This window comes from Puia sp. (assembly GCF_035546395.1).
In the GTDB taxonomy this organism is placed as follows: Bacteria; Bacteroidota; Bacteroidia; order Chitinophagales; family Chitinophagaceae; genus Puia.
The window spans coordinates 695,489-720,505 of sequence record NZ_DASZXR010000002.1; the positions used below are offsets into that span (position 1 = coordinate 695,489).

The 25,017-nt window shown below is 56.3% G+C and carries 25 protein-coding genes and 1 pseudogene; 11 read left to right on the forward strand and 15 right to left on the reverse strand.

Going from position 1 to position 25,017, the window contains the following annotated elements:
- Positions 1-2 precede the first annotated feature (2 nt).
- From VHE34_RS03960 to VHE34_RS03980, 5 genes are read left to right on the forward strand one after another with little or no spacing between them, the layout of a single operon-like run.
- Positions 3-2,342, forward strand: coding sequence for a Gldg family protein (locus VHE34_RS03960; RefSeq protein ID WP_325584821.1), 2,340 nt, complete (start codon positions 3-5; stop codon positions 2,340-2,342).
- Positions 2,343-3,641, forward strand: a complete 1,299-nt coding sequence (locus tag VHE34_RS03965; RefSeq protein WP_325584823.1) for a MutS-related protein — start codon at positions 2,343-2,345, stop codon at positions 3,639-3,641.
- Positions 3,642-3,670: 29 nt separating this feature from the next.
- The gene (locus VHE34_RS03970) at positions 3,671-4,987 is read left to right on the forward strand and encodes a MutS-related protein (protein WP_325584825.1); all 1,317 of its coding nucleotides are present in this window, start codon (positions 3,671-3,673) and stop codon (positions 4,985-4,987) included.
- Positions 4,988-5,003: 16 nt separating this feature from the next.
- The gene (locus tag VHE34_RS03975) at positions 5,004-5,948 is read left to right on the forward strand and encodes a serine protease (RefSeq protein WP_325584827.1); all 945 of its coding nucleotides are present in this window, start codon (positions 5,004-5,006) and stop codon (positions 5,946-5,948) included.
- Between the two features lie 13 nt (positions 5,949-5,961).
- Complete coding sequence (locus VHE34_RS03980) at positions 5,962-7,086, forward strand: TlpA disulfide reductase family protein (protein WP_325584829.1); 1,125 nt, start codon at positions 5,962-5,964, stop codon at positions 7,084-7,086.
- A 71-nt stretch (positions 7,087-7,157) separates the two neighbouring features.
- Here the strand turns inward: VHE34_RS03980 and ppsA are convergent, their stop codons facing one another.
- Together ppsA and VHE34_RS03990 are read right to left on the reverse strand one after the other, a co-directional pair.
- On the reverse strand, positions 7,158-9,587 hold the full coding sequence (gene ppsA / locus VHE34_RS03985) for a phosphoenolpyruvate synthase (RefSeq protein WP_325584831.1): 2,430 nt from the start codon (positions 9,585-9,587) through the stop codon (positions 7,158-7,160).
- A 31-nt stretch (positions 9,588-9,618) separates the two neighbouring features.
- Positions 9,619-10,617, reverse strand: a complete 999-nt coding sequence (locus VHE34_RS03990; RefSeq protein ID WP_325584833.1) for an NAD-dependent epimerase/dehydratase family protein — start codon at positions 10,615-10,617, stop codon at positions 9,619-9,621.
- A gap of 154 nt (positions 10,618-10,771) precedes the next feature.
- Between VHE34_RS03990 and VHE34_RS03995 the strand changes: the two genes are divergently transcribed.
- On the forward strand, positions 10,772-11,278 hold the full coding sequence (locus VHE34_RS03995) for an Lrp/AsnC family transcriptional regulator (protein WP_325584835.1): 507 nt from the start codon (positions 10,772-10,774) through the stop codon (positions 11,276-11,278).
- Between the two features lie 66 nt (positions 11,279-11,344).
- Positions 11,345-11,806, forward strand: coding sequence for a LytTR family DNA-binding domain-containing protein (locus VHE34_RS04000; protein WP_325584837.1), 462 nt, complete (start codon positions 11,345-11,347; stop codon positions 11,804-11,806).
- Between the two features lie 7 nt (positions 11,807-11,813).
- On the opposite strand, the pseudogene VHE34_RS04005 reads toward VHE34_RS04000, so the two are convergent.
- From VHE34_RS04005 to VHE34_RS04015, 3 genes and pseudogenes are all read right to left on the reverse strand, one after another.
- Positions 11,814-12,461 (reverse strand): annotated as a pseudogene (locus VHE34_RS04005) (sterol desaturase family protein); the annotation flags it as partial.
- Positions 12,462-12,524: 63 nt separating this feature from the next.
- Positions 12,525-13,106, reverse strand: coding sequence for a Crp/Fnr family transcriptional regulator (locus VHE34_RS04010; RefSeq protein ID WP_325584839.1), 582 nt, complete (start codon positions 13,104-13,106; stop codon positions 12,525-12,527).
- A 45-nt stretch (positions 13,107-13,151) separates the two neighbouring features.
- On the reverse strand, positions 13,152-13,988 hold the full coding sequence (locus VHE34_RS04015) for a sterol desaturase family protein (protein WP_325584841.1): 837 nt from the start codon (positions 13,986-13,988) through the stop codon (positions 13,152-13,154).
- A gap of 249 nt (positions 13,989-14,237) precedes the next feature.
- Here VHE34_RS04015 and VHE34_RS04020 point away from each other — a divergent pair, with 249 nt between their 5' ends.
- Entirely contained in the window at positions 14,238-14,756 is a 519-nt protein-coding gene (locus VHE34_RS04020; protein ID WP_325584843.1) for a hypothetical protein, read from the forward strand.
- A 32-nt stretch (positions 14,757-14,788) separates the two neighbouring features.
- Here the strand turns inward: VHE34_RS04020 and VHE34_RS04025 are convergent, their stop codons facing one another.
- The 10 genes from VHE34_RS04025 to VHE34_RS04070 all read right to left on the reverse strand — a co-directional run bounded on the left by VHE34_RS04025 (position 14,789) and on the right by VHE34_RS04070 (position 22,421).
- Complete coding sequence (locus VHE34_RS04025) at positions 14,789-16,036, reverse strand: HAMP domain-containing sensor histidine kinase (RefSeq protein WP_325584844.1); 1,248 nt, start codon at positions 16,034-16,036, stop codon at positions 14,789-14,791.
- On the reverse strand, positions 16,033-16,707 hold the full coding sequence (locus VHE34_RS04030) for a response regulator transcription factor (RefSeq protein WP_325584846.1): 675 nt from the start codon (positions 16,705-16,707) through the stop codon (positions 16,033-16,035). The genes VHE34_RS04025 and VHE34_RS04030 overlap by 4 nt, the downstream gene beginning before the upstream one ends.
- Positions 16,708-16,817: 110 nt before the next feature.
- Positions 16,818-18,008, reverse strand: a complete 1,191-nt coding sequence (locus VHE34_RS04035) for an MFS transporter (RefSeq protein ID WP_325584848.1) — start codon at positions 18,006-18,008, stop codon at positions 16,818-16,820.
- A gap of 40 nt (positions 18,009-18,048) precedes the next feature.
- On the reverse strand, positions 18,049-18,822 hold the full coding sequence (locus VHE34_RS04040) for a metallophosphoesterase family protein (protein ID WP_325584851.1): 774 nt from the start codon (positions 18,820-18,822) through the stop codon (positions 18,049-18,051).
- Entirely contained in the window at positions 18,819-19,466 is a 648-nt protein-coding gene (locus tag VHE34_RS04045; protein WP_325584853.1) for an aquaporin, read from the reverse strand. Before VHE34_RS04045 ends, VHE34_RS04040 begins: the two co-directional genes overlap by 4 nt.
- Before the next feature lie 10 nt (positions 19,467-19,476).
- Entirely contained in the window at positions 19,477-20,313 is an 837-nt protein-coding gene (locus tag VHE34_RS04050; RefSeq protein ID WP_325584855.1) for an arsenite methyltransferase, read from the reverse strand.
- 30 nt (positions 20,314-20,343) lie between these two features.
- On the reverse strand, positions 20,344-20,814 hold the full coding sequence (locus VHE34_RS04055; RefSeq protein WP_325584857.1) for an arsenate reductase ArsC: 471 nt from the start codon (positions 20,812-20,814) through the stop codon (positions 20,344-20,346).
- Between the two features lie 58 nt (positions 20,815-20,872).
- Positions 20,873-21,205: a metalloregulator ArsR/SmtB family transcription factor gene (locus VHE34_RS04060; protein ID WP_325584859.1), complete on the reverse strand. Its 333-nt coding sequence runs from the start codon at positions 21,203-21,205 to the stop codon at positions 20,873-20,875.
- A 186-nt stretch (positions 21,206-21,391) separates the two neighbouring features.
- Complete coding sequence (locus VHE34_RS04065; RefSeq protein WP_325584861.1) at positions 21,392-21,730, reverse strand: hypothetical protein; 339 nt, start codon at positions 21,728-21,730, stop codon at positions 21,392-21,394.
- The gene (locus VHE34_RS04070; protein WP_325584863.1) at positions 21,723-22,421 is read right to left on the reverse strand and encodes a hemerythrin domain-containing protein; all 699 of its coding nucleotides are present in this window, start codon (positions 22,419-22,421) and stop codon (positions 21,723-21,725) included. Before VHE34_RS04070 ends, VHE34_RS04065 begins: the two co-directional genes overlap by 8 nt.
- Before the next feature lie 114 nt (positions 22,422-22,535).
- Between VHE34_RS04070 and VHE34_RS04075 the strand changes: the two genes are divergently transcribed.
- From VHE34_RS04075 to chrA, 3 genes are all read left to right on the forward strand, one after another.
- Positions 22,536-23,354 carry a helix-turn-helix transcriptional regulator gene (locus tag VHE34_RS04075; RefSeq protein WP_325584865.1) on the forward strand — a complete coding sequence of 273 codons (819 nt, stop codon included), beginning with the start codon at positions 22,536-22,538 and terminating at the stop codon, positions 23,352-23,354.
- An 88-nt stretch (positions 23,355-23,442) separates the two neighbouring features.
- Positions 23,443-23,862, forward strand: a complete 420-nt coding sequence (locus tag VHE34_RS04080; RefSeq protein WP_325584867.1) for a DoxX family protein — start codon at positions 23,443-23,445, stop codon at positions 23,860-23,862.
- A 4-nt stretch (positions 23,863-23,866) separates the two neighbouring features.
- Complete coding sequence (chrA, locus tag VHE34_RS04085; protein ID WP_325584869.1) at positions 23,867-25,012, forward strand: chromate efflux transporter; 1,146 nt, start codon at positions 23,867-23,869, stop codon at positions 25,010-25,012.
- Positions 25,013-25,017 lie beyond the last annotated feature (5 nt).

Here is a 25,017-nt window from a genome sequence, read left to right on the forward strand (position 1 = left end):
AGATGAAGATGATATTCAAAATTGCCCGGACCGAGCTTCGCAACCTCTACTATTCCCCCGTGGCCTGGTTCCTGACCATCGCCTTCCTGGTGCAGTCCGCCATATACTATACCGGCATCTTGTACGGCGTGGCGAACTGGCAGGATATCCAGGTGAGAAATAACCCCAGGTTCAAGGATTGGGGGGTGTCGCTGACGCCGTCGATCTTTTTCAATCCGGACAGTATTTTCACCAATGCCCTGAATAACCTGTTCCTGTACATTCCACTGCTCACCATGGGCCTCATCAGCCGGGAGATCAACAATGGCACCATCAAATTGCTCTACTCTTCGCCGGTGAAAGTACGGGAGATCGTCTGGGGGAAATACCTGGCCATTATGATCTACAACCTGGTATTGGTGTCGGTTCTCGGGATCTTTATGGTTTCAGCCGCCTTCAATATCCGGTCCGTCGACTATGGCATGTTATTGTCCGCTACCCTGGGCTTCTACCTGATGTTAAGCGCCTTTACGGCCATCGGGTTCTTCCTGTCCAGCCTTAGCACCTACCAGATCGTTTCGGCAATAGGCAGTTTTATCCTCATATTCGTCCTCAGCCGGATTGGCGGTTTATGGCAAAAGATCGATTTCGTGCGGGACCTCACCTATTTTCTGGCTGTTTCGGGGAGGACGGAGAAAATGCTTCGGGGGCTGATCACCACCAAGGATGTGATCTACTTTTTACTGATCGTGTATCTATTCCTGTCCTTTACCTATTTCAAACTCATAGGCGGACGCGAATCCAGACCCTGGTTTGTGCATGCCGGCAGGTATACGATGGCGTTCGCATTCGTTCTGATCATCGGTTATATCTCTTCGCGCCCGGCCCTTACCGGTTATTGGGATACCACGGCGGGGAAGGTCAATACCATTCACGAAAGAACACAGAAGATCGTCAGGGAACTTGGCCCGGACCCGCTGGAAGTGACGCTGTATACCAATCTGCTGGGCAATGGGGCGGGCAGAGGGTTTCCGGAAGCACGTAACCGTTACCTCACGGAGCTGTGGGAACAATATGTCCGGTTCAAACCGGACATCCGGTTCAACTATGTCAATTATTACGATTATGACAGCACCATCCAGGGCAATGACCTATACCGGTCATTCCCGGGCAAGACCCTCAAAGAAATTGCGGTGCAAATGGCCGGCGGCTTCGAGTACGATCCCTCCTTGTTCGCGCCTCCGGCGGAGGTAGCCCGCCAGGCCGACCTGCGACCGGAAAATCTCCGGCTGGTAATGCAATTGACCTATAAGGGCCGGACCACTTTTCTCCGGACCTTCGACGATGCCGTGTTCTGGCCCGATGAGCAGCAGGTGGCCGCCGCGTTCAAACGGCTGATGCAGGCCCGGCTGCCAAAGATCTATTACGTCACGGGGGACCTGGAGCGTAGTATTTTTAAAAAGGGCGAGCGGGAGTTCCGGTTACATTCTACTGAAAAGCTCTCGCGCCTTGCGCTGGTCAACCAGGGTTTCGACGCGGATACCCTCTCGTTGGACACCCGGGATATCCCGGCCGATGCCACCGCGCTGGTGCTCGCCGATCCCAAAACGAACCTGAGCGCACTCGCCATGAGCAAGCTGCGGCAATATGTCGATAAAGGCGGCAACCTGCTCGTACTGGGCGAGCCGGGAAAGCAGGCCCTGGTCAACCCCCTGCTGCAGCAGTGCGGGGTTCGGTTGATGGATGGCACACTCGTCCACCCCACCAGGGATGAAGTGCCGGACAAACTGGTGCCCTACGTCACGGATGCGGGCCTGGACCTTGCGGAAGAAGACCAATTCCTGGGGCTCAAAGCGCTGCATGCTGATCACGATTATGACGATTCGTTGAAATGGCTGATGCCGGGAGCTGCGGCATTGGCGTATGCTGCCGGCGGCGCCTTCACCGTGAAGCCCTTGCTGATGATGCCCGAAAGGGGAACCTGGCAAAAGGCCGGCCGGCTGGTTGACGACTCCGCCGATATCGTATTCAGTCCGCAGGAAGGCGATATCGCAGGCGCATTCCCGGTTGCCCTCGGTCTTACCCGGCCCATCAACGGCAGGGAACAACGTATCGTGATCTGCGGCGATGCGGACTGCATGAGTACCATCCGGGCGGGAGGCTTCATCGTCACCCGCGCGATCTTTAGCTGGTTGGACAATGGGAAGTTCCCCATCTATACCCCCCGCCCAACCCCCAGGGACTCCAGGCTGATCATTACCGGCGCGACGGCAAACGTGCTTAAGACCGTCTATGTATGGATCTTGCCCTCCCTGCTCCTGTTGCTGGGAACCTTATTATTGATCAGGCGCAAAAGGAAATAGATGTTATTAGAAACCGACGAACAGACACTTAGCGATCTCGGGATATTCGGCAAGGGAGAGGCCGGCGGGATATTCGATGTGTACAATCATGTACATACCAGGGGAGGGGGGACCGTTCTGCAGGAGATGTTCCGCAGTCCCCTGGGCGATAAGGAGCAGATCAACAGGCGGAGCGGCATCATTGCCTGGTTTGCCCGCCTGGGCATGGCCTTCCCCTTCGAAGCAGCCCTCCTGGATACGGCCGAAAAATACCTGGCCCACTCGGAGGAAGGCGCAAAACAAGCAGCCCCGCAGCTGCCCTTAAGCGAAAAAGAGATCCAGGGCGGCGTGACGGCCGTCATCGCCCTCCTGCATGCGGCCCGGGAATTCATCAAGCGGAAAGAGGTCGCCGGTCTGGAAGGCTATGCCGCGGAACGCGAAGGCATGGCGGCGCTGCTGGCTACTCCTGCGCTGGAACCCGCCTTGCAGGAAAAGGCAAAGGGAAAACTGTCTTATACGGCCATCACCGCTTTCGACATGCTGTTCCGGTCGAGGGAACCTCACAAGATTACACAGCTGCTGAATTACGTCTATTACCTGGACGTCTATCTCTCGGTGGCCAAAGTGGCTGTGGAGCGGAAATTCGTCTTCCCCCGGGCGTTGGACAAAGGCAGCGGTGAGCTCCGGCTGGAAGGGGTGTACCACCCCGAGCTGAAGAATCCTGTCGGCAACAGTATCAGGATGGGCGCGGGGCAGAACCTGCTGTTCCTTACGGGGGCGAATATGGCGGGGAAGTCCACCTTTTTGCGGTCCGTGAGCACGGCGGTATATATTGCGCACATGGGTTTCCCCGTCGCGGCCCGGGCCATGGAATTTTCCGTCATGGATGGGATGTACACGACCATCAACCTGCCGGATAACCTGGGCATTGGCGCCAGTCATTTCTATGCGGAAGTGCTGCGGGTAAAAAAGGTGGCTGCGGAACTGGGCCGCGGTAAGTCGCTGTTCGTCCTGTTCGACGAATTATTCCGCGGGACCAACGTGAAGGATGCGCATGAAGCTACCGTGGCGATCATCGAGGCTTTTGCGGGAAAGAAGACCGGCATCTTCATCGTCTCCTCTCATATCGTCGAGGCCGGGGACGATCTGAGGCATGAAAACAATATCCGGTTCCTATATCTACCCACGCGGATGAACGGCCACGTGCCGGAATATACGTACACGCTGGAAGAGGGCATAACGGATGACCGGCACGGGATGATCATCATCCGGAACGAAGGAATACTGGACATATTGAAAAAGGGCCGGAAGAACGGCTGACGGCCCCGGCAAAAATTATATATACAACCATGAGCTTTACTATTGACAGGCAGACCCTGGACGAGCTGAACCTGCTGGGCAAATTCCGGCAGGGTTCGGTATACGGACTGTTCAACCGGGTAAGAACGAGCGGCGGCGAACGGTTGCTCGACCACCTGTTCCTCCATCCCCTGCAAGAGGCTGCGGCGATCAATCAACGCAGCGCGATCTTTCAATTCTTCCAGGAGGCCGGGCTGGCATTTCCCTTCGACCCCCGGGAGATCGCTCTGATGCGGGAGTGGCTGGACGGGGGGACGCGCAGCACATTCTTCATGGCGCTTGTCGATACGATGATCAGCAAGGGATTATCCGGATTGGTGCGGGATGAACGGTATAAGAAGAACGTGCAGGGATTGCAGGCTACCATCGGGGTACTCAAAAGCTGCTACGCCTTCCTCGCTTTGGCGGGCTCCATGAAAGGTCCATACACAGCCCGGATAAGTGAAATAAAGCAGCTGTTGTCCGATCCGCGGCTGGAAAGGCTGGGTAAGGTGGATATCTACCAGGCCTTACCGGTAAATACCCTTGCATTTTATGACCATTTATTGAAGCGCGGGCTCCTGGCGGCGATGGAGGAGATACTGGCCTTCATCTACGAGTTGGACGTGAATATCGCCGTTAGCGGGGTGGCGGCGGCCCGGGGCTTCACCTATGCCCGGGCGCTGCCGCCGGTGAAAAATGTCCTGTCGGCGGAGGACCTTCGCCATCCCTGCCTGGAAGGAGCGGTGGGCAATGCCGTCACGCTCCGGCGGGACCTCAACGTACTCTTCCTGACGGGGGCGAACATGGCGGGCAAGTCCACTTTTATGAAATCCCTGGGTATCGGCCTGTACCTGGCGCACATGGGTTTCCCCGTCGCGGCCGCATCCATGGAATTTTCCGTCCGGGAGGGGATGTATTCCTCCATCAATGTCGCGGACAATATCGGGCTGGGCTATAGCCATTTCTATGCGGAAGTGGTGAGGGTGAAACAGGCCGCGGAAGCAGCCGCGAGCGGCAAAAGACTCCTGCTGATGTTCGACGAGCTGTTCAAAGGCACCAACGTAAAAGACGCATACGACGGCACGCTGGCCATCACCGAAGCATTTTCCGAATACCGGAACTGCCTGTTCGTCGTGTCGACGCATATCATTGAAGTAGGGGAGGCCCTCAAAAACAGAAGCAATATTCATTTCGCCTTTATGCCGACGATTATGAACGGCGTGCATCCCCACTACACCTACAAACTGCGCGAAGGTATCACCGAAGACCGGCAGGGGATGCTGATCATCCGGAATGAGGGTATCCTGGAATTGATCGGGTCATAATACTAAAATCATAAAAATGAAGAGACAATTCTTTTTGATCGCGGCCGGCCTTATGCTGTCTGCTGGGTTGTCCGTCATGGCGCAGGAAAAAGCGCGCACCGATCGTTATGTAGACTTCAATCAGTACCTGGGGGAAATGGAGAAGGGCATCCTCGCCGCGAGACAGGAAGGGAGGACACCCAAAACCATCGGGGAATTACGCGCGAAGGCCGCCCTGCTGGTGGAGGAACGGGCGCCTGCGGAAAAGGTCAGAACCGTCATGGGCCCGTCAAAAGGCCTGAAGGACGAAGACCTTTTCGCCAAAAGAAAGAACGGCGTGTTTATCATCGGCAAACTATTTGGGGGCAATGGCACGGAGCTGCGGTGGGACCTGACAGGCACAGCTTTCGCAATCTCGGCGGATGGGGTCTGCGTGACCAACTACCATGTGCTGACAGCTATTATCGGGCCGGATAAAAATAATTCCGACAGCGTCTATTTCATCGTGACGGCCGACAGGAAGGTCTATTTTATGGAAGAGATCCTGGCCTGGTCACAAAACAACGATATCGCTGTTTTCAGGGTGAATACGATGGGCAACCGGCTAAGCGCCATCCCGCTGGGCAGGCCCGCCAGGGTCGGCGCCTCCGTTTTCTGCATTTCTCATCCTCTCGGCAATTTCTATTATTTCAGCAAGGGTATGGTATCCAGGAATGTGTCGATCGACAGTCTGCATGCAGCAGCCGGGTACAGCAGCAAGGGGAGGCGGCCGGTAAGGATGGAGATAACGGCGGATTATGGTATTGGGTCGAGCGGCGGGCCGGTCATCGACAGGTTTGGCAACCTGGTTGGGATCATTTCCACTACGACGACCATCTATGGGGCCCCAAACAATAAGGCGGACAATAATGTCACCGCGCCGCAAATGGTGGTAAAGGATACTGCGCCGGTAGAGGCGTTGACCGATCTTCTAAAAAAATAAAGTAAAAACTCAAATGACAGGGAAATCTTTTTTTGCGCTGCTGCTGGCGGCGCCGACGGGTCTTTTTGCCCAGCACACAGCTAAGTATACCATCTCCGGACATTTGCAGCGCCCTCAAGCCGGCTGGATCTACCTGGTCCATAACAGCGGCGGCGTCGATGTCATCGACAGCTCAACCATCAGCAACGGCGCATACCGGTTCACCGGCAGTGTCGAGGGCAACGGGCCCGTGGCATTGACGGACGTCCGGCCCACGGCGGCGGGGATTTCGCCGAATGATCTCGCGCTGATCTATCTTTCCCCGGATACCTTTAACATCACGCATGCGGATACTTTTTCCAATACGGTGATAAAGGGACCGGAGGCCGATGCGGAATTTCAGCGTCTGCAGGCCGCATTGAAACCATATACCGCGAAGGAAATGACGCTGACGACCCGCTACGCCGAAGCACGGGCCGCCGGAGATCCGGCGGCAATGGAATCGATCACCCGGGAGTTCCTGGGCATTGAAGCGCAAATACGCGAAGTGTACGGGGATTATGTGAAACAGCATCCCCATTCGCCGATCGCACTTTACGCCTTGCAGGCTTTTGCGGGCGATAACATGGACGCAGTGAAGATCCAGCCCCTTTACGACGCATTGAGCAGTGCGGACCGGAGTTCGGCAGCGGGGAAGGCTCTCGGGGAAAAGCTGGCGATCGCCGGGAAGACCGCCATCGGCAAGGAGGCGATGGATTTTACGCAAAACGATACGCTGGGCCGCCCGGTGAAACTTTCTTCCTTCCGGGGCAGGTGGGTCCTGCTGGATTTCTGGGCCAGCTGGTGCGGTCCCTGCCGGGCGGAGAATCCCAACCTGGTGAGGGCCTACGAAAAATTCCACGCCAAAGGTTTCGACATCCTAGGCGTATCCCTGGACAGGCCGGAAGATAAGACCAACTGGCTGAAAGCGATTCACGACGACCGGCTCGGCTGGACACAGGTCTCCGACCTGGGATTCTGGAACAACGCCGTCGCAAAAGAATATGGCGTGACCACCATCCCCCGGAACTTCCTCATCGACCCACAGGGGAACATCGTGGCAAAGAATCTCGGCGGTGAGGCCCTGGAGCAGAAACTGGCGGAGATCTTCAAAAATTAGGGCGCCCGGCCCCACGTAAAAAAGCCCGCCGTTACTCACGGCGGGCTTTTTAGGGCTATAGACTACATACTTCAACCGACCGTCGCCAGCCCCTTCTTCTCGATCGACTGTATCGCCCTCACCGTCTTCACAAAGGAATCCGGCGTAACGGAGATACTGTCGATCCCCTCTTCAACAAGGAATTGCGCAAAATCCGGAAAATCCGACGGCCCCTGCCCGCAAATACCCACCTTCACCCCCTCCTCCTTCGCCGTTCTTATCAACATCCGCAACAAGCCCTTCACCGCCTCGTTCCGCTCGTCATACAAATGCGCCACAAGCGCCGAGTCGCGGTCAAGACCAAGCGTCAGCTGCGTAAGATCATTGCTCCCGATGGAGAACCCGTCGATATGTTTCGCAAACTCGCGGGCCATAATGATGTTGGAAGGCAACTCCGCCATCAGGTACACCTCCAGCCCGTCCCGCCCCTGCAACAGCCCGTTCTCCGCCATCACGGCCTTCACCCGCAACAACTCGGCAACCGTCCGGCAGAAGGGGATCATCACCGCCACATTCACAATCCCCATCTCCTCCCGCACCTTCTTGATGGCCCTGCATTCGAGCTCGAAGGCCGGCCGGTACGTCTCGCTGTAATACCTCGACGCCCCCCGCCACCCGATCATCGGGTTCTCCTCCACCGGCTCGAAATGCTCACCGCCCAGCAATCCCCGGTACTCATTGCTCTTGAAATCGGAGAACCGGACGATCACCTTCTCCGGGTAAAAGGCCGCCCCGATCTTCGCAACGCCATACGCAAGTTTATTGATGAAAAAACTCTCCTCATCCCCAAACCCGCGCACCAGCTGATTGATCGCCGCCGTCAGCTTCGCATCCCCCATCTGCCGGTGCCGCAGCAACGCCAGCGGATGCGCCTGGATATAATTGTTGATGATGAACTCCTCGCGGGCCAGCCCGACCCCCCGATGCGGAAGATGCGCAAAACCAAAGGCCGTCGACGGCGAGCCGACATTCAGCATCACCGGCGTCCGCAACGCCGGCAGCTCATCCAGCCGCGTGGTATGCGTACTGTAGGGGATCTCTCCCTCATAGACAAATCCTTCTTCCCCCTCCGCACAGCTGGCGGTCACCAGCAACCCATCCCGAAGCCATTCGGTCGCATTCCCGCAACCTACGATCGCCGGTACTCCCATCTCCCGCGCAACGATCGCCGCATGACAGGTACGCCCCCCTTTATTGGTGATAATAGCAGACGCCATTTTCATGATCGGCTCCCAATCAGGGTCCGTCATGTCCGTCACAAGGACATCACCCGGCTTGAACTCGTGCCCGTCGATCCGCTTGTCCAGCGAATAAAGAATATTCACCCTTCCCGCAGCTACCTTGTCGCCCACTGCAATACCCTTGCCGAGCAATTTCCGCGGCACGCCCGCATCCATCCGGTATTCCACCATCGTGCCCGGCTGCTTCCGGCTATGGATGGTCTCGGGCCTCGCCTGGACAATAAATAATTCTCCCGTCAGCCCGTCGATCGCCCATTCGATATCCACCGGGCACCATTTCTTTTTCAACTTCGTATAATAGTCCTCGATGACCATCACCCAGTCGGCCAACCGGAGTATCTGCGCATCTTCCAGGCAGAACCGGTGCCTCGCCGTCTCCTCCGTCGGAATGATCCTCGTCCGCTGATCGCCATGATCCCCATAGATCATCTTCTGATCCTTATGTCCCAGCTTCTTTTCAATAATGGCCGCATACCCATTCTTCCGCGCCGGCTTGAACACCAGGAACTCATCCGGCGACACCGCGCCCTGCACCACCATCTCCCCAAGTCCGTACGACCCGTTGATCATGACGATATCCCGGAATCCGCTCTCCGTATCCAGCGAGAAAGCCACTCCGCTCCCCGCCAGGTCACTCCGCACCATCTTCTGTACACACACCGACAACCCCACCGTCGACACATCGAAATTGAAGGTCTTCCGGTAACTGATCGCCCGGTCCGTGAACAACGACGCAAAACAATTCCGCACGGCATCGATCAGCGCAGCCGGACCCCGAACGTTCAGATAGGTCTCCTGCTGCCCCGCAAAGCTCGCATCCGGCAGGTCCTCCGCCGTGGCCGACGACCGCACCGCGACATCCGTCGCCGCCTGGTTATACTGCCGCGAAAGCTCCTCATACGCACTGATGATCGGCTGCGACAGCTCCCGCGGGAACCGGGCATTGCTGATCGCCTGGCGGATCGCCAGACCCGCACGGCGCAACGACTCCACATTGTCGAAATCGATCCGCGCCAGCTCCTGCTGGATCAGGTCCCCAAGCCCGCTTTGTTCGATGAATTGCCAATAGGCCGTCGTCGTGATCACAAACCCGTCAGGGATCTGCACGCCAAGCGCCGTAAGGTTGCGAAGCATCTCGCCAAGCGAGGCGCATTTTCCTCCGACGGTCGCGATATCCTCGATACCTACACTGTTTAAAGGGAGAATGATGCGGTTATTCATAATGGCTGTTTAAATGATTGATGTGGAAGAATTAAAAAAAATTAATGGCGGAAAGCTTCGCCAGCCGGGCCGGATCGGCGCCCGATCGCCGGGCAATATGGATGAGCATATCCCGCGTAAGGGCCGAAAGCCCATATTGATATTCCCAACCCCAGTCCCTCCTCGCAGCCATATCGTCGATGCTCCTGGGCCAGCTGTCGGCGATGGCCTGGCGGAAATCCGGTTGATAATCGATGGAAAAATCAGGGAGATGAGCAGTAATCGCCGCCGCAAGCTCCCGGGGCGTAAAACTGGGCCCGCCAAGATTGTAGGAGGTCCGGACACTAAGGCTCGCCGCCGGAACCTCCATCAGCTCCATCGTTGCCCGGATCGCATCCGGCATATACAACATCGGCAACCGCGTATCGGGTCCCAGGTAACAGGTGTAACTGCCTCGCGCCACCGCCTGGTGAAAGATATCGACCGAATAATCGGTCGTGCCTCCCCCAGGCTGCGCCTGGTAACTGATCAACCCCGGGTAGCGCAGACTGCGCACGTCCACTCCGTATTTCGAAAAATAATACTGGCAGAGATTTTCACCCGCGGCCTTGCTGACGCCATACATCGTCGAAGGCAGGAGACGCGCCTCCTGTGGACAGTTGCTCTTCGGCGCATCCGGACCGAAGACGGCAATCGTGCTCGGCCAGAATATCCGCGCTACCTTCTTTTCTCTCGCCGGCTCGAGAATGTTGAGCAGACCCTGCGTGTTCAACTGCCAGGCCTTCTGCGGCTGCTGCTCCCCCGTCGCGGAAAGCAATGCCGCCAACAGGTACACCTGCGTGATATCATGGCGGTTGATCACCGCCGCCACCGTCTTGGCATTCAATACATCGAACTGTTCATAAGGCCCTTCGGCCTCCAACTGCGGAGTGGCCGGCCGGACATCGGCGGCAATCACATGGAAATCCCCATACTGGCGGCGCAAGGCGGCAGTAAGCTCCGTACCGATCTGCCCACAGGCGCCCACCACAAGGATGTTGTCTTTTTTCATGGCAAACAATTAGGGTGCAAAATTGGATTGAATTGTTGATTTTTTTGATAAATTGCCAATGGACCGAAAAAAAAACTAAAACTATCTCATCCGGCCGCATAATTTTCCTATCGACCCTCCTGGAATGCCTCGCGGCCGAAAAAAATTTATCACTATGTTGGACGACCTAGACCCCCTCGACATCCGGCTTCTGCAACTCTTACAGCATGACGCAAAAGTGACCAATAAGGAACTCGCCGATAAAGTGGGAATGTCCGTTACCGCCGTATACGAACGCATCCATAGCCTGGAAGCCCGCGGCGTGATCCGCCGCTACGTCGCCCTGGTCGACCGCGAAGCCATCGGTAACCACCTGCTCGCCTTCACCATCGTGAAAGTGAAAGAACATTCCAAAACAGCACTCCGCGGCTTCGAACGCGAAGCCGTGAAATTCGCCGAAGTGATGGAGTGCTACCACCTCACAGGACAGTTCGACTTCCTGCTCAAGGTCGCCAGCCACGATATGAAGGAATACAACGCCTTCCTGATGGACCGCCTCGCCACCCTGCCCAACATCGCCGGCGTCGAGACCATGTTCGTGCTCTCCGAAGGGAAGGTCGAAACCGCCTACGCACTCGACCTTCCCGTCAGAAAAAAGAAATCGAAAAGAGGCCGGTCATAAAATATACTTACAAACGTTTGTTAGCAAAAAACAGTCACATATCTTTGCAGGCGAAAAACAAAAAAAATGAGAACGACTGCACTGCCACCGAAGTATTTCTTCATCCGTCATGAAGGAAAACACCTGAAGATCAAATTGACGGACATCACCTATATCGAATCCCGCAAGAACTATTCGCTGATCCGGCTGCGGAACGGCGGCCGCTACATGGCCCTCGTCACACTGACGAGGATTGAAGAGACGCTCCCGGCAAAGGACTTCTGCCGCGTTCACCGCGCCTTCATCGTGTCGCTGGACTGGTTATCCTCCTTCGACCGTCGCCTGGCGATCGGCGAAGACGGCGCCCAGGTGCCCATCGGCGACACTTACGCCCGCCTGCTCGAAGCAAGAGTATTGCTCCTCAACGAGGTCCGGGACCGTCGCCGAACCTCCGCGCTTGCACCCGGTCATACAACTCCTCGTACTCCGGGTGCTCCGTCCCCATCCACCGGTCCCAATGACGGAAATACAGACTGTAATTGCCTTTGAACTTGCTGTGATGCAGGTTGTGATACACCGACGTGTTGATTACCCCGAACCACCACGATTTCCGCAACCCCCTCGGCATCACCTCATACCCAAGATGACCGTACACATTGATGATGAAGCTGGTGATGGTGAACAGGATCACCGTCACCACATTCATCGGCAACACAAAGGCAAGGATCAACACGATGGCCCCTTCCGCCACCGCCTCCAGGAAATGGAAAGAATAGGCCGACCAGGGCGAAGGATTGACACTCTGGTGATGCACCAGGTGCACAAACCGGAAGATCGCCGGATGATGCACCGCCCGGTGCATCCAATAAAAATAAGTGTCGTGGATCACAAGGCTGATGACCAGGCTCATCGGTATCCACCAAAGCGGATATTCATCCGCCTTCACATAGATCAACGTATACTGCCGCAACGGGGTGAACAGCACCAGCGCCGCCTCCGCCGACAATACGCCGCTTGACATGATCGAATACAACACCTCCCGGACAAAATCCTTTCGCCGGGCCTGCCGCGGCTGGATCTTGTTCTTTCTGAACCGGTCGCGGAATAGAATATAAAAGAGGATGAACGGAATGCCCGCGATCACGAAATAACGCGCCAGCGTATATCCGTAGGCGGCCCCAAAGATGTGTACGATGCTCTGCATGACTGTCTGTTTTGGTACTAAAGGTACCGACGGCCCCTGCGCAAGTCAATTAACAAAGGATAATTAGCGGCGCGCCATCCTCCGCCGGATCCGGCTCAGCGACACCGGCGTGACCCCAAGATAGGTCGAAAGGTATTTGTCCGGCACCCGGTTGACGATATCGGGTTTTTCCGCCACCAGCTTCCGGTAGCGCTCCTCCGGCGACAGTAGCACAAAGGACTCCACCCGGTCCATCGCCTGCCCCAGCATCAACAGCAACACCTGGCCGCGCAACGCCGAAAGTCTCGGATTCCGGTCGATCATCGCCCAGGCTTCGTCCTTCAGCTCGATCAGCGTCGTCTCCTCTATCGCCGTAAAGGTGTACCGGGAAGGTTTGGCCCCGAGCAGACTCTCGAGCGGGGCAACGAACTGATCTTCCCATCGCAGCAACAGCGTCGCTTCTTCATCGTTCTCCCCAATCCGCCAGGACCGGATAAGCCCTCTACGGATATACGCCAGTTTTCGGGTCACCTCCCCCGGCGGTAACCACACCTCCCCGGCGGCGAGCGTCCGCTCCTGCGCAAGTTCCGGCAATCCCCTGAGGTCGGCGGCCTCCAGCTCCTTGAAATGCGCTAAAAAAAAGTTGATCTGGTCTTCGGGTAACATCGGGCTAATCTACGCATTTTCGATCCGCCGCAGCAAAAACCCGCCTTATTCTTTCCCCTCGGCAACCTTCAGATGCACGATCCGCGCAGCGCCCGCGCGCGGCGTAACATCGGCCGCATTCCCACGCTCTGCCTCCCGGTCATAGATCGCCAGGTAGGTCTCCTCGTATTTCGGATGGTTCGTCCCCATGATCCGGTCCCAGAAATTGAAATACAGCCCGTAGTTACAGTGACTGTACTTGTGATGCATATTATGGTGCGTCGACGTGTTATGGAAGTATTTCAGCCAACGGCTCTGCATGAATTTCTTCGTGTACAGCTCGTAACCCAGGTGCCCCGTCACATTCATCACGATCATATAGATGCCGAAAATGATCAGCGCCGAGGGATGGATCGGCATCGTGAACACGATCAGCGGGACCACACCCAATTCGACGATCGTTTCCAAAGGATGAAAGGAATAGGCGGCCAACGGGGTAGGGTTGTGGCTCCTGTGATGGACATGATGGGCATATCGGAAGATCGGCTTCCAGTGCATCAACCGGTGCGTCCAGTAGAAATAGGTGTCGTGGACGAAGATGCTGATGACGATACTGGCCCAGAACCACAGCATTCCAAACTCCTCCTTCCGGTCATACACCCGCGTATGTTTGTGGAAAGGGGAGTACACCAGCCACCAGATGACCACCGAAAAAATACTGATCGTCAGCGCGCTGTACAGGAATTCCATGATCACGATCCCCTTTTTCGGTTCCTTGACCTGGATCTTCAGGCGCTTCCAGGGATGCCCCCTCCACACATAAAATACCCCGTAGAGCAGACCGGCGAATACCAGGTAACGTCCCCCGATCGAGACCAGGACCTTCCAGAGCGATTCCATCATATAGCAGTTTTCCTATAAGACACTCTAACCATCCCTAAGGGTGATCCTGGCCGCAGTTTATTTTTTACTCGGTTCACCCTTTATCTCCCTCCGGTTGCCCTTATCCAAGGCACTTTGCCACCAAAAACCAACTCTGCATGCGCCATCGTATTCTCGTACTTGCCCTCATGGCAATACTCCTTCCGGCCACCCTCCGATCGAAATGCCGGGTCGCAAAAATTTCGTATCTTAATTGGAAATCGATTGCTCATGAGAAAATGCCTCCCCCTGGCCATACTGGCTGGCGCCCTCATAGCCTGCACCCCGAAAAAACCCCTCACCGCCCAGCTCACCACAGCCTTCACCAATCACCTGGCAAGGATCGACTCGACCATCACCCTCGACTCGGTAAGGATCATCTGGAACGTCCCCGTCAACGAACGTCTCGCCCGCATCATCGACGATACCGTCTATGTCAGGGAATACAATCGCGTAAAGGCCCAGCTGGCCGGCGCCGCGGCAAAGAACGACCGCGACAGCATGGCCTTCTACCGCTACGAGATCCGGGTGATGGAGCACGAGATCGACTCGATTTCAAAAGCCATCGGCAAAGGCGACACTACCCACAGCTACGGTTCCCTCGTCGCTTGCGCCTATTACCTCAAAAACAAGGACAGAGCAATAAAAGACAGCACCCTCCTGTACATCGATTCCGCCGGCGTCATGAGATACACCGGCTTCATGGACTCCTCCATCGCCCGCACCACCCGGCAGCTCACCACGAAATGATAAAGGAAATCACCACGTAATGATATAGGAAATCACCACGAAATGACAAAGGAATGCCACCCCTCCGCAAACTCATATCCCACCCGCATCGCCGTCGTATCGCAGATCTGTTTGATAATGGATAACCCCAATCCGTTGTTCTCCGCCTTCGCGCCGTTCTTGTAAAAGCGGCGGAAGATCCGGCTCTCATCAAGCGCTTCCCCCATCCCCGTATTGCTCACCCTCAGGCATCGCTCGCCCAGCTGCGCCCGGATCTCCCCATCGGCCACATTATGCCGGATGGCATTGCTAAAAAGATTGTTCAGCAAAATATCCATCAATTCCCGGTTCGCCGCAAGGGAGGTCTCCGCCAGCTCAAAATGACTGCGCAGGCTCCGCGCATGCAAGAGCTCCTGCAGCTGTTGCAGCTTGTCCTGCAATAGCAGATCCAGCCTGATGGTATGAATGGAAGTAAATTGCCGGTTATCGATCTTCGTCAACAACAACAACGACTCCTGTAACCGCGTCATCCGCCGCACCGACCCATAAATGCCTTCCAGCAACTCGCTCTGCCGGTCCGTCATCGGTTCCTGCACCAGCAGGTCCAGGTTCCCCCGGATGATCGCCAGCGGCGTTTGCAGCTCATGCGAAGCATTCTCGCTGAATTCTTTCAGGTTGCGATAGTCCCGGTTCGCATTCTCCGCCGCCTGGGAGAAATGCTGGTTCATCAGCCGGAACTCCTCGATCGGCGACTCGGGATACACCGGGCGCCCCGGTTCGTCCACCTTGAATTCCTGGATCAGCTCCAGGCTCCGGTAAAAAGGCCGCCACAACCGCCGGAGCACACTCCGGTTGATCAGCACAAAAAGGAACAACGTCACCAGGATCGTAACGATCGCGATCTTCGCGATAAGGATGGTCAGATGCCGGGTGCCCTCCAGCGGCTCACTGATCGTCACCTCCCAGGGCTGATCATGCAACAGCAGCGTAAAGCACAGCTTCCGCGAGATATGGTTCTTCAGTTGCTCGGGGATATATTGCATCGTATCGCTCAGGACGCTGTCCCGCAACGCAGCCACCCGGCGAAAATGGATCTGCTGATCGTTGAAGGTACTCACCTCCGGCAGCCGCCCATTCGCCCGCACATAGGCCTCCACCCGCAGCTTGCTTCGCAGCAGTATCGAATCCAGCTCGGTCTGCAACGTCAGCCGGATCAGGAAGAACGAGCTGACGATCACCGCCAGGAACAACACCGTCACCGCCGGAACGATATGCCGGTAATATTGCGTCGTAAGTTTCAAATGGAAAGTTTATAACCCATCCCATGCACGCTCCGGATATAGTCCGGGCAGCCCGCATCGGCGAGCTTCTTGCGCAGGTTCTTGATATGAGAATAGATAAAATCGAAGTTGTCCGTCAAATGCACCGACGCTTCCCACAAATGATCCACGATCGATTCTTTCGTCACTACCCGGTTCCGGTTGTGGACAAAATAGACGAGCAGCTCATATTCCTTCCGCGTCAGCGGTAGCTCCCCCGCCTCCGTGCTCGCCGTCATCGCCACCAGGTCGATCGTCAATCGCCCCAGCGTAAGCAGGCTCCTGCCATCAAAGGCCCGCCGCCGGATCACCGCATTCACTCTCGCCGACAGCTCGGCCAGGTGAAAAGGCTTGGTAAGATAGTCGTCCGCTCCCAGCTTCAGTCCCGCAACCTTGTCATTCAGCGAATTCCGCGCGGAAATGATCACCACCCCATCCGCCTGATCGCTACGCTTCAGCTGCTTCAGCAGGTCCAGCCCGCTGCCATCCGGCAACCCGATGTCCAGGATGATACAATCATAATGACCATGCGCCAGCTTGTCCTGTGCCGTCCGCATATCGGCCGCCGTCTCACAGACATACAGGCTCTGCAGCAGATAATGACTGATATTCCTCGACAGCTCGGGCTCGTCCTCGATAATAAGCAGGTTCAAATTCGGTGGATTAACACCGCAATGCTACACCCCCAGGCCCGTTCCCCCTCAAGCCCGGTATTATGCAATTGTAAAATAAAGCTGTAGGAATTCTGAATGGATTCCGCCGCTCACCGGTACCCCGTCGGCTGCCCCTTGTCCGGGCGGACGTTAATCCAGGTATAGATAAATACCATCATCGACGTTACGGAAGTGATAAGGAACGCCGGGGCGGCGCCGTAACGGGTCCAGATCCATCCGGTCAGCGTGCTGGCGAGTAATGCACAGATGCTTTGGATACCGGTAAAGGTCCCGATGGCCGTTGCCGTGTCTTTTTGGTCGGTGATATTACTGATCCAGGCCTTGGTGATGCCTTCCGTGGCGGCGGCGTATAGGCCATACAGGAAGAATAAGAGAAAATACCACGCCAAACCGCCCGGGATAGCCATCCCCGCATAGACAAGACCGAACAATAGCAAGCCCGCCAGGAAAACCTTCTTCAGGCCCATACGGTCAGCCAGCCCGCCCAGCGGAAAGGCGCATAGCGCATATACCAGGTTATAGAATATATAGACTCCGATCGTTGCCGTGTCGCCATGGCCCGTTTGCCTCATTCTTAACAATAGGAATACATCCGAGCTGTTTACCAGGGTGAATATCCAAAGGCCGGCGACGAGTTTCCGGTAGGGAAGCGGACTTACCGGCAGGTAACGAAGAAAAGAAAAAAGACCTCCCGGTCCCTTCCCCTCACGCGGCGCAGGAGCTTTCTCCCTCAATGCAAAGGTGAAGAGAATGGCAAGGAGTCCGGGGATGAACGCTACCAGGAACAACCATCTATAGCGACCCGGGTGATAGTTTAACCAGACCAGCGCGAAGGCCGGTCCAATGACGGCGCCAAGGGTGTCCATACTACGATGAAAACCGAAAACCCTGCCCTTCGTCTCCTTTGTGGCTTCATCTGATAGCAACGCGTCCCTCGCGCCGGTGCGTATCCCTTTTCCAAGACGGTCGAAGGTTCGTGCAAGTAAGATCCAAAGGGGATAGGTGAAGACAGCCATCATGGGCTTGGACAAGGCGCTTAGGCCATACCCAAGTCGAATAAAGGGAGTCCGCTTGCCGGTATGGTCCGACAGTTTGCCGAAATATCCCTTGCTTAGCCCGGCCGTTGCCTCCGCCAGTCCTTCGAGGATTCCGATAAGCAACGCAGTGAAGCCGATACTGCGCAGATAGATCGGCAGGATGGGATACAACATCTCGCTGGCCACATCGGTCAACAGGCTGATCATTGAAAGGATCCAAATGGTGCGGGTCAGATACTTCATCCGGAGTTTTGCAGGCGATTGATAAGCAATTTACCAAATGTTATCGGGCCAGCCGCAACGCCTCCGCAAACGCATTCGGCAACGGACTCCCTTCCACCGCCCTGGCCGCCTTCTCCACATCGTAGTCAAACCGGACAAACTCCACCCGCAGGCTATCCTTCACCAGCACGCTGGTCTGCTCAGAAAAATGCAACAGGACATAGCCTCCCCGGGTGTCCCCATCCTTCGGCTTGCCGACCGATCCGATATTGATCGCATGCCGGTATCGTTCCCATTCACCAACGCCATCGGTAAGGATCCGGTGATAAGGCTTATGGGTATGCCCAAAACACAGGATATCCGCGTCGGCATCGTGCAGGATCCGTTGCAGGCTCTTCTCCTCCCGGTCCTCGAAAAGATATTCGTTGACCCGCCGCGGACTCCCATGCACCAGCAGCAGGTTGAGCCGGTCCTGGTTGAGCTGAAACTCCAGCCGGATATGCGACGGCAGCGTCCGCAGATAAGCCCGCTGTTCGTCCCCAACCACCTGGTTCGTATAGGAAATGGAAACGGCGCCATTCGCCTTTTCTTCGTCAGTCTTGTAGGCACACCCGCAGTCATCACTCGCCCTGCCCACCCCAAAATCATAGTTGCCCGCAAGGGTAGGGATGCCCCGGCCCCGAATGGCATCGGTCACCTCGTTAGGCCAGACATTATAACCCACCAGGTCCCCCAGGCAATAGATAGCATCCGGCTTCTGTTGGTCGATGCTCGCAAAGAATGCCTCGAGCGCTGGCAGGTTGGCGTGAATGTCCGAAAAAAGCGCAATTTTCATTTTTTGTGATTTAAATAGTTCCAGGTTGGTATCGCACAGGCCGCGCCCATAATGGGTGCCGTTAGATAGATCCAAAGATGTTCAGGATGACCCGAAACCACCGCTGGCGCCAGCGACCGGGCCGGGTTCATCGAGGCGCCGCAGATCGGCCCCGCAAACATCGCCTCCAGCAACACCACCGATCCGATGGCGATCCCCGCAAACAGCCCCTGTTCTTTCGGGCCCGTCGAAACTCCCATGATGACCAGCATCAGGAAGAACGTGAGGATCACCTCGAGGACAAAGGATTGCAGGTCCGTACCCGCAGGCAACGTCGCGCCAAGCAGCGCATCACCCGGGAACAACAACCGCAACACCCCGCTGGCTAATAACGCACCCGTCACCTGGCTGACGATATAAAAGCTCAACGCCCCAGCCGGCAGCCTCCCCGCAAGCGTAAAAGCAATGCTCACCGCCGGGTTCAGGTGCGCGCCCGAGATCTCGCCAAGACCATAGATCATCGCCATCACCACAAGCCCAAACGTAACGGCCACCCCCACGTGCGTCACCGCCCCGCCCGACGCCTTGTCGATCACAATGGCGCCGGTCCCGCAAAAGACCAGCGCAAACGTTCCGATAATTTCAGCAACTCCTCTTCTGATCATGCAAATGGTTTCAGGAGCAGCAATTCGGCCCGCAGCAAGCTGCCGGTTTCTCGGCGTACACCGTAATACTATAAATTCCCGTCCCCGAAGTCTTAAAGATCGCAATCTCTTCCGAACTCAGATATTGGCCCAATATATCCTCCGGCACCGTGATCACTTTCTCCTTCTGCAGACTGATCCCCTCAAACCCCGCAGCGCCGATCAACCCGAGGTAGGCATCCCGCGCGATGGCGCCCGCGATACATCCTGCATACATCTCCGCCGCCTCCCTTATCTTCGCCGGCAGCTCACCCACCAGCACAATATCCGAAATACTGAAATGCCCACCCGGCTTCAACACCCGGAATATCTCCGCAAACACCCCTGCTTTATCCGACACCAGGTTCAACACACAGTTCGAAACCACCACATCCGCCAGATTCGAACCCACCGGCATTTTCTCGATATCGCCCTGCCGGAACTCGACATTATTGAATCCCAGTTTCTCCGCATTCCCACGCGCTTTATCAACCATCGCCGGAGTAAAATCGATCCCGATCACCTTCCCCGTCTCACCCGTCTCCCTCCGCGCAATAAAACAATCGTTCCCCGCTCCCGATCCCAGGTCGATCACTGTATCACCCGGTCTGATCTGAGCGAATTGCGTCGGCAACCCGCAACCCAATCCAAGATCGGCTTCAGGATTATAGCCCTCCAAAGCACTGTAATCATCGCTCATGATATTGTACACCTCCGTGGAACAACACCCCGAGCCACAACACGAGGATTGATTGGTCTCTTTGTCTTGCTGGGCAATAGCGCTGTATTTCTCGCGGACCATGTCCTTTATTTGTTCGGTCGTTTCCATTTATTGATATTTTGTTGGTGAGGAATATTTTTAATTTGCAGGTTCGGTTACCGGTACCCAATAGCTAAGTTGGCTTGCCTCCTGAACGAATTTTTTGATCTGCTCCTCGATCTCGTCCCGGACGGCACGGGTCTGCCCGAGGATTTCTTCCTGCGAACCGGTGAAGACAGACGGGTCCGGAAAGGACCATGCAAGGCGTTTGACGATACCTGGAAAGATGGGGCACCGCTCTGCGGCTTCCCGGTCACACACGGTAATAACGGCATTGTATCGGCTCCCTTTTCGAAAGAGATCGAAGACAGACTGGGTAGGCTTCCCGGTGAGATCTATGCCTGATTCCTTCATTACGGCAACAACGTTGGAATTAAGAGTGCCTGGTTCGAGGCCGGCGCTTTCGGCTTCAAAGACACCCTCGCCGTATTTATTGAGGAAGGCTTCTGCCATCTGGCTGCGGGCAGAATTATGGATGCAGACGAACAGGATGCGATGTTTGGAATTCATAGCCTTTTATTTTTATATTGCTATATTACGATGATTCATATCAAAAAAAACCGGCGGATCATCCGCAGCAGTTGTCTTCTCCTTTATAGGCAGAGAACAACGCCCCGATCTCCTTCTGATACATCGCCCACGCCTTCGGTTCGATACAGTAACAAATACTCGTCCCCTCGATCGTCCCCTGGATCAACCCCGCATTCTTCAGCTCCTTCAGATGCTGCGAAATGGTCGGCTGCGCCAGCCCCAGCTCCTCCACCAGATCCCCGTTGATACACGCATTCGCCTTGATCAGGTGCTGCACGATCGCGATCCGCGCCGGATGCGCCAACGCCTTCATCATCCCCGCCAGCCGGTTCTGCTTATCTGTAAAGATCTCCGATTTGGTCAACCCCATAGTTCAATTGTTTCATTGTAATATTACGATGAATTATTCAGCCTGCAAATTTTTTTTAAAAAGCCAGCTCAAGCCGGTGCACCCCATCCCGGTAGCCCGGGAATATCGGCTGGGGATCTCCGTAGGACTCTGGCAGGGCGCCCTGGTCGATGTCGGCGGGAATATAAGGCATCGGTCGAACGAACTCTACAACACAAAGGCCACCGCCACCGAACCAAATCTCTTCGGCGCAACCGGCAATTCGATCCTCATTTTGCCGATATGATGGCCGATCATCACCGCATGACTGCCGCCGTCCTCCCCCGTGTATTTCTTCGGACCGCCAAATACTTCGGCGACAAAATGGCCTACATGCCTGGGATGGTCCGGCGACATGTTTCGAAACACCGGGCCAATCAGCTCGTCTTTAAGCACTTTATCGTAAAAGATCCGGAAAAGCTTTTGGATGGCCTCTTCGCCGCCGGCCCATTCGTATAGCGTAGGTGTTGAAATGATGATCGGATTTACCCCCGCTAATTTAGCCAAATTGGGCAAGATCGTAAATGCCCAATTGTTTTTCTATATCGGCAACCTTACCCACCATCATCTCGAACCCATCCCCACCAAAATGCTTATGCTCATTATCTTCAAATTCCTCCCCAAGGCTGTCGTATTCATGTTTCGAAACCAGCTTCCGGAACGCGGGGAAAAGTACCGTATCCTCGCGCGCCTCATGCGGCCGGTACATCGTATTGAAATCCGTCAGCAACGAAACCAGCTGCTTCGTCTCATCGGTACGCAGCGCCGGCCCCTTCGTCAACTGCATCAACTGTTCGGTGATCCGCCGCCCCACCTGGTGCTGCCGAAGCAAAGTATCCACCAGGTCCGTCAGCTGCCCGGCCTTCTTGAATCTCGGAAACAGGTAGTCCTCCTCCTGCTTCTCATGGTAGTCCTCCACAAAGCGGCGGATGATCCCCGCCGCCGCATTCAAAGCCGGCAGGTTCGCCACCTGGCCGGAACTCACCTGATGCCGCTCATGATCATAGATCAATAAGATGCGGTTGAGCAAACCATGCTCCTGCATCAGGTCCTCCGGTGGGGAAACATCCTTGTCCTCGCCCTTCCCGCCCGAACAGGCGCTCAACAGGGAAATACCCGTAACCCCCGCAAGGCCTGCCTGTAAACTGCGCTTGACAAAAAGGCGGCGGTCGCCGGCCAAAAAAAAGTAAGTTTTCATACAAAACCCGCCGCAAACGATATACCATGCCGGCCAAAACCCAGCCATCCCCTAAGCGTTCATGGTCAATTTGAAATTCTTTCAGTAGTTTGCAGGGTAGCCACAAATGCCGAAATGATCACCAGCCTCCCGATAAAAGACAAATCCGGCGGTCGCGCGGCAATCACCGTCACCCCTTTCAAACCGGCGATCCGGTGCACTGAACCTCACCGCCATAATGGATATTTCGAGCTGATCTTCCTCAACGCAGGGGAAGGGAGCCATATCATCGACGGCCGCCCCTATCCGGTGCAGCCGCCCGTACTCTTCGTCGTCCGCAGGCACCAAGTGCACTGCTGGGAGTTGACAACCCCCGGCCAGGGCTATGTCCTGATCATCCGCAAGGATTTCGTAGACCAACTCACCGATGGCCGCCTTCGTTCCCTCTTCGCCTCCATCAGCGAGCACAGTTGCCTGCCGCTCGAACAAAGCCGGTCGGTCGAACCCTTGTGGACCGCCCTCCTGGACGAACTGCCCACCAGCCACGAAGAAGTCCCCGAACTGGTGGAATGGATCCTGAAGGCGCTCCTGGGCAAACTCATCGCCCTGGCCCGCCCCTCCGTACCACCCATTCGCCAATCCGGCAGCCTGTACGATCAGTTCCTGCACTTGCTCGATAATGGAAAAACATTGAAACGAACCGTGCAACACTATGCCCATCTGCTGCACACCACGCCGCAGAATCTCAACAACGCCTGCCGCAAAGCCGTCGACCTGCCCGCAACCGGGATACTCGAAAATTCCCTGGCAACAGAGGCCAAACGCCTCCTGCTGTACACCAACAGCACCGTCGCGGAGATTTCCTTCAGTCTCGACTTCAAAGACCCCTCCCATTTCGTTAAATACTTCAAACGCATCACCGGCCAAACCCCCCAGGCCTTCCGCCAGTCCTGACCTAACCCCATCACCCCTACCGTAATTATTTCAAATAGACCATCCTTTCTCCCCCGCTTATCGCATTTTTACCGCACAAACGATCACGATGATCAAAACCTCCAATCAGTCCGCCCTCGCGCTGCTCCTTTTGCGCTGGACGCCGGGCCTAGTCTTCCTCACAGAAGGCATCCAGAAATTTCTCTTTTGGGACTCGCTGGGCGCCGGCCGCTTTGCAAAGCTTGGTTTCTCCCACCCCTCTTTCTGGGCCTCCTTTACAGCCGGCTTCGAGATTGCCTGCGGTTCGCTCCTGGTCATCGGCTGGCTGACCCGATCGGCCACAATCCCCCTCCTCGTCATCATGTGCATCGCTTTCATAACCACAAAGTGGCCCGAATGGATGGAAAAAGGCTTCTGGGTCTTCGCCCATGACTACCGCACTGACTTCGCCATGACGCTGACCTTGCTGGCCGTCCTTCTCTTGGGCGCCGGCAACTGGTCCCTGGACGCAAAAAGAAGGAGGATCTGAACCAATGACAGCAACAACGAACGGCCGAACCCGAAAAGCTCCAAAGAACCATCTGCGCCAACTGTTCCGCCTCTTCCTCCGCCTGGGCCTCACCGCCTTCGGCGGCCCGGCCGCCCACATCGCCATGATGCAACGCGAAGTCGTCGACAAACGCCGCTGGATGGACCACGATCACTTCCTCGATCTCATCGGCGCCACTAACCTCATCCCCGGCCCCAACAGCACCGAAATGGCGATCCACATCGGCCAGGAACGCGCCGGCTGGCGCGGCCTCCTCATCGCCGGCGCCTGTTTCATCGGCCCCGCCGTGGTCATCACCGCGATCATCGCCTGGGGATATCGGCAATACGGCAGCCTGCCCCAGGTCTCCGCCTTCATCTTCGGCATAAAACCCGCCATCATCCCCGTCATCCTCGCCGCAGCCCTGCCTCTGGCAAAAAGAGCCCTCAAAGACGCATGGCTATGGGCCATCGCCATCGCCGCATTGGTCATCGGCCTCTTCGGCGTCAACGAAATTTACGTCATGTTCGGCGCCGGCGCCTGCACCCTCCTGTTCTTCGCCGCCCGCAATCGCGACAACACCCTACAAGGATTCGGCCCCATCCTCCTCCAGGTCCCCGCCATCGTAGTCTCCAACGCCCGCATCTTCTTCGCCTTCTTAAAGGTCGGCGCCATCCTCTACGGCAGCGGCTACGTCCTCTTCGCCTTCCTCGACAGCGAACTGGTCGCAAAAGGCCTCCTCTCCCGCAAAGTGCTCATCGACGCCATCGCCGTCGGCCAGTTCACCCCCGGCCCCGTCTTCTCCTCGGTGACCTTCATCGGCTGGCAGATGGGCGGCTGGAAGTCCGCCGCACTCGCCACCCTCGCCATCTTCCTGCCCTCCTTCCTCTTCGTCGCGCTGTCCCACCCCCTCATCCCCCGGATGCGAAAGTCAAAGCTGTTCTCCGCCTTCCTCGACGGGGTCAACGCCGCATCCGTGGCGATCATCCTCACCGTCTGCATCGATTTTGGCCGCGCGACTATTACCGACTGGCGCGCCGTCGCCATCGCCGCGGCCGGCGCCATCGTCGTTTTCGGATTCCCGAAGGTCAACAGCGCCTTCGTCATCCTCGGCGGCTCCGTACTGGGATATTTGCTCCAACTCCTGTAGCGCCC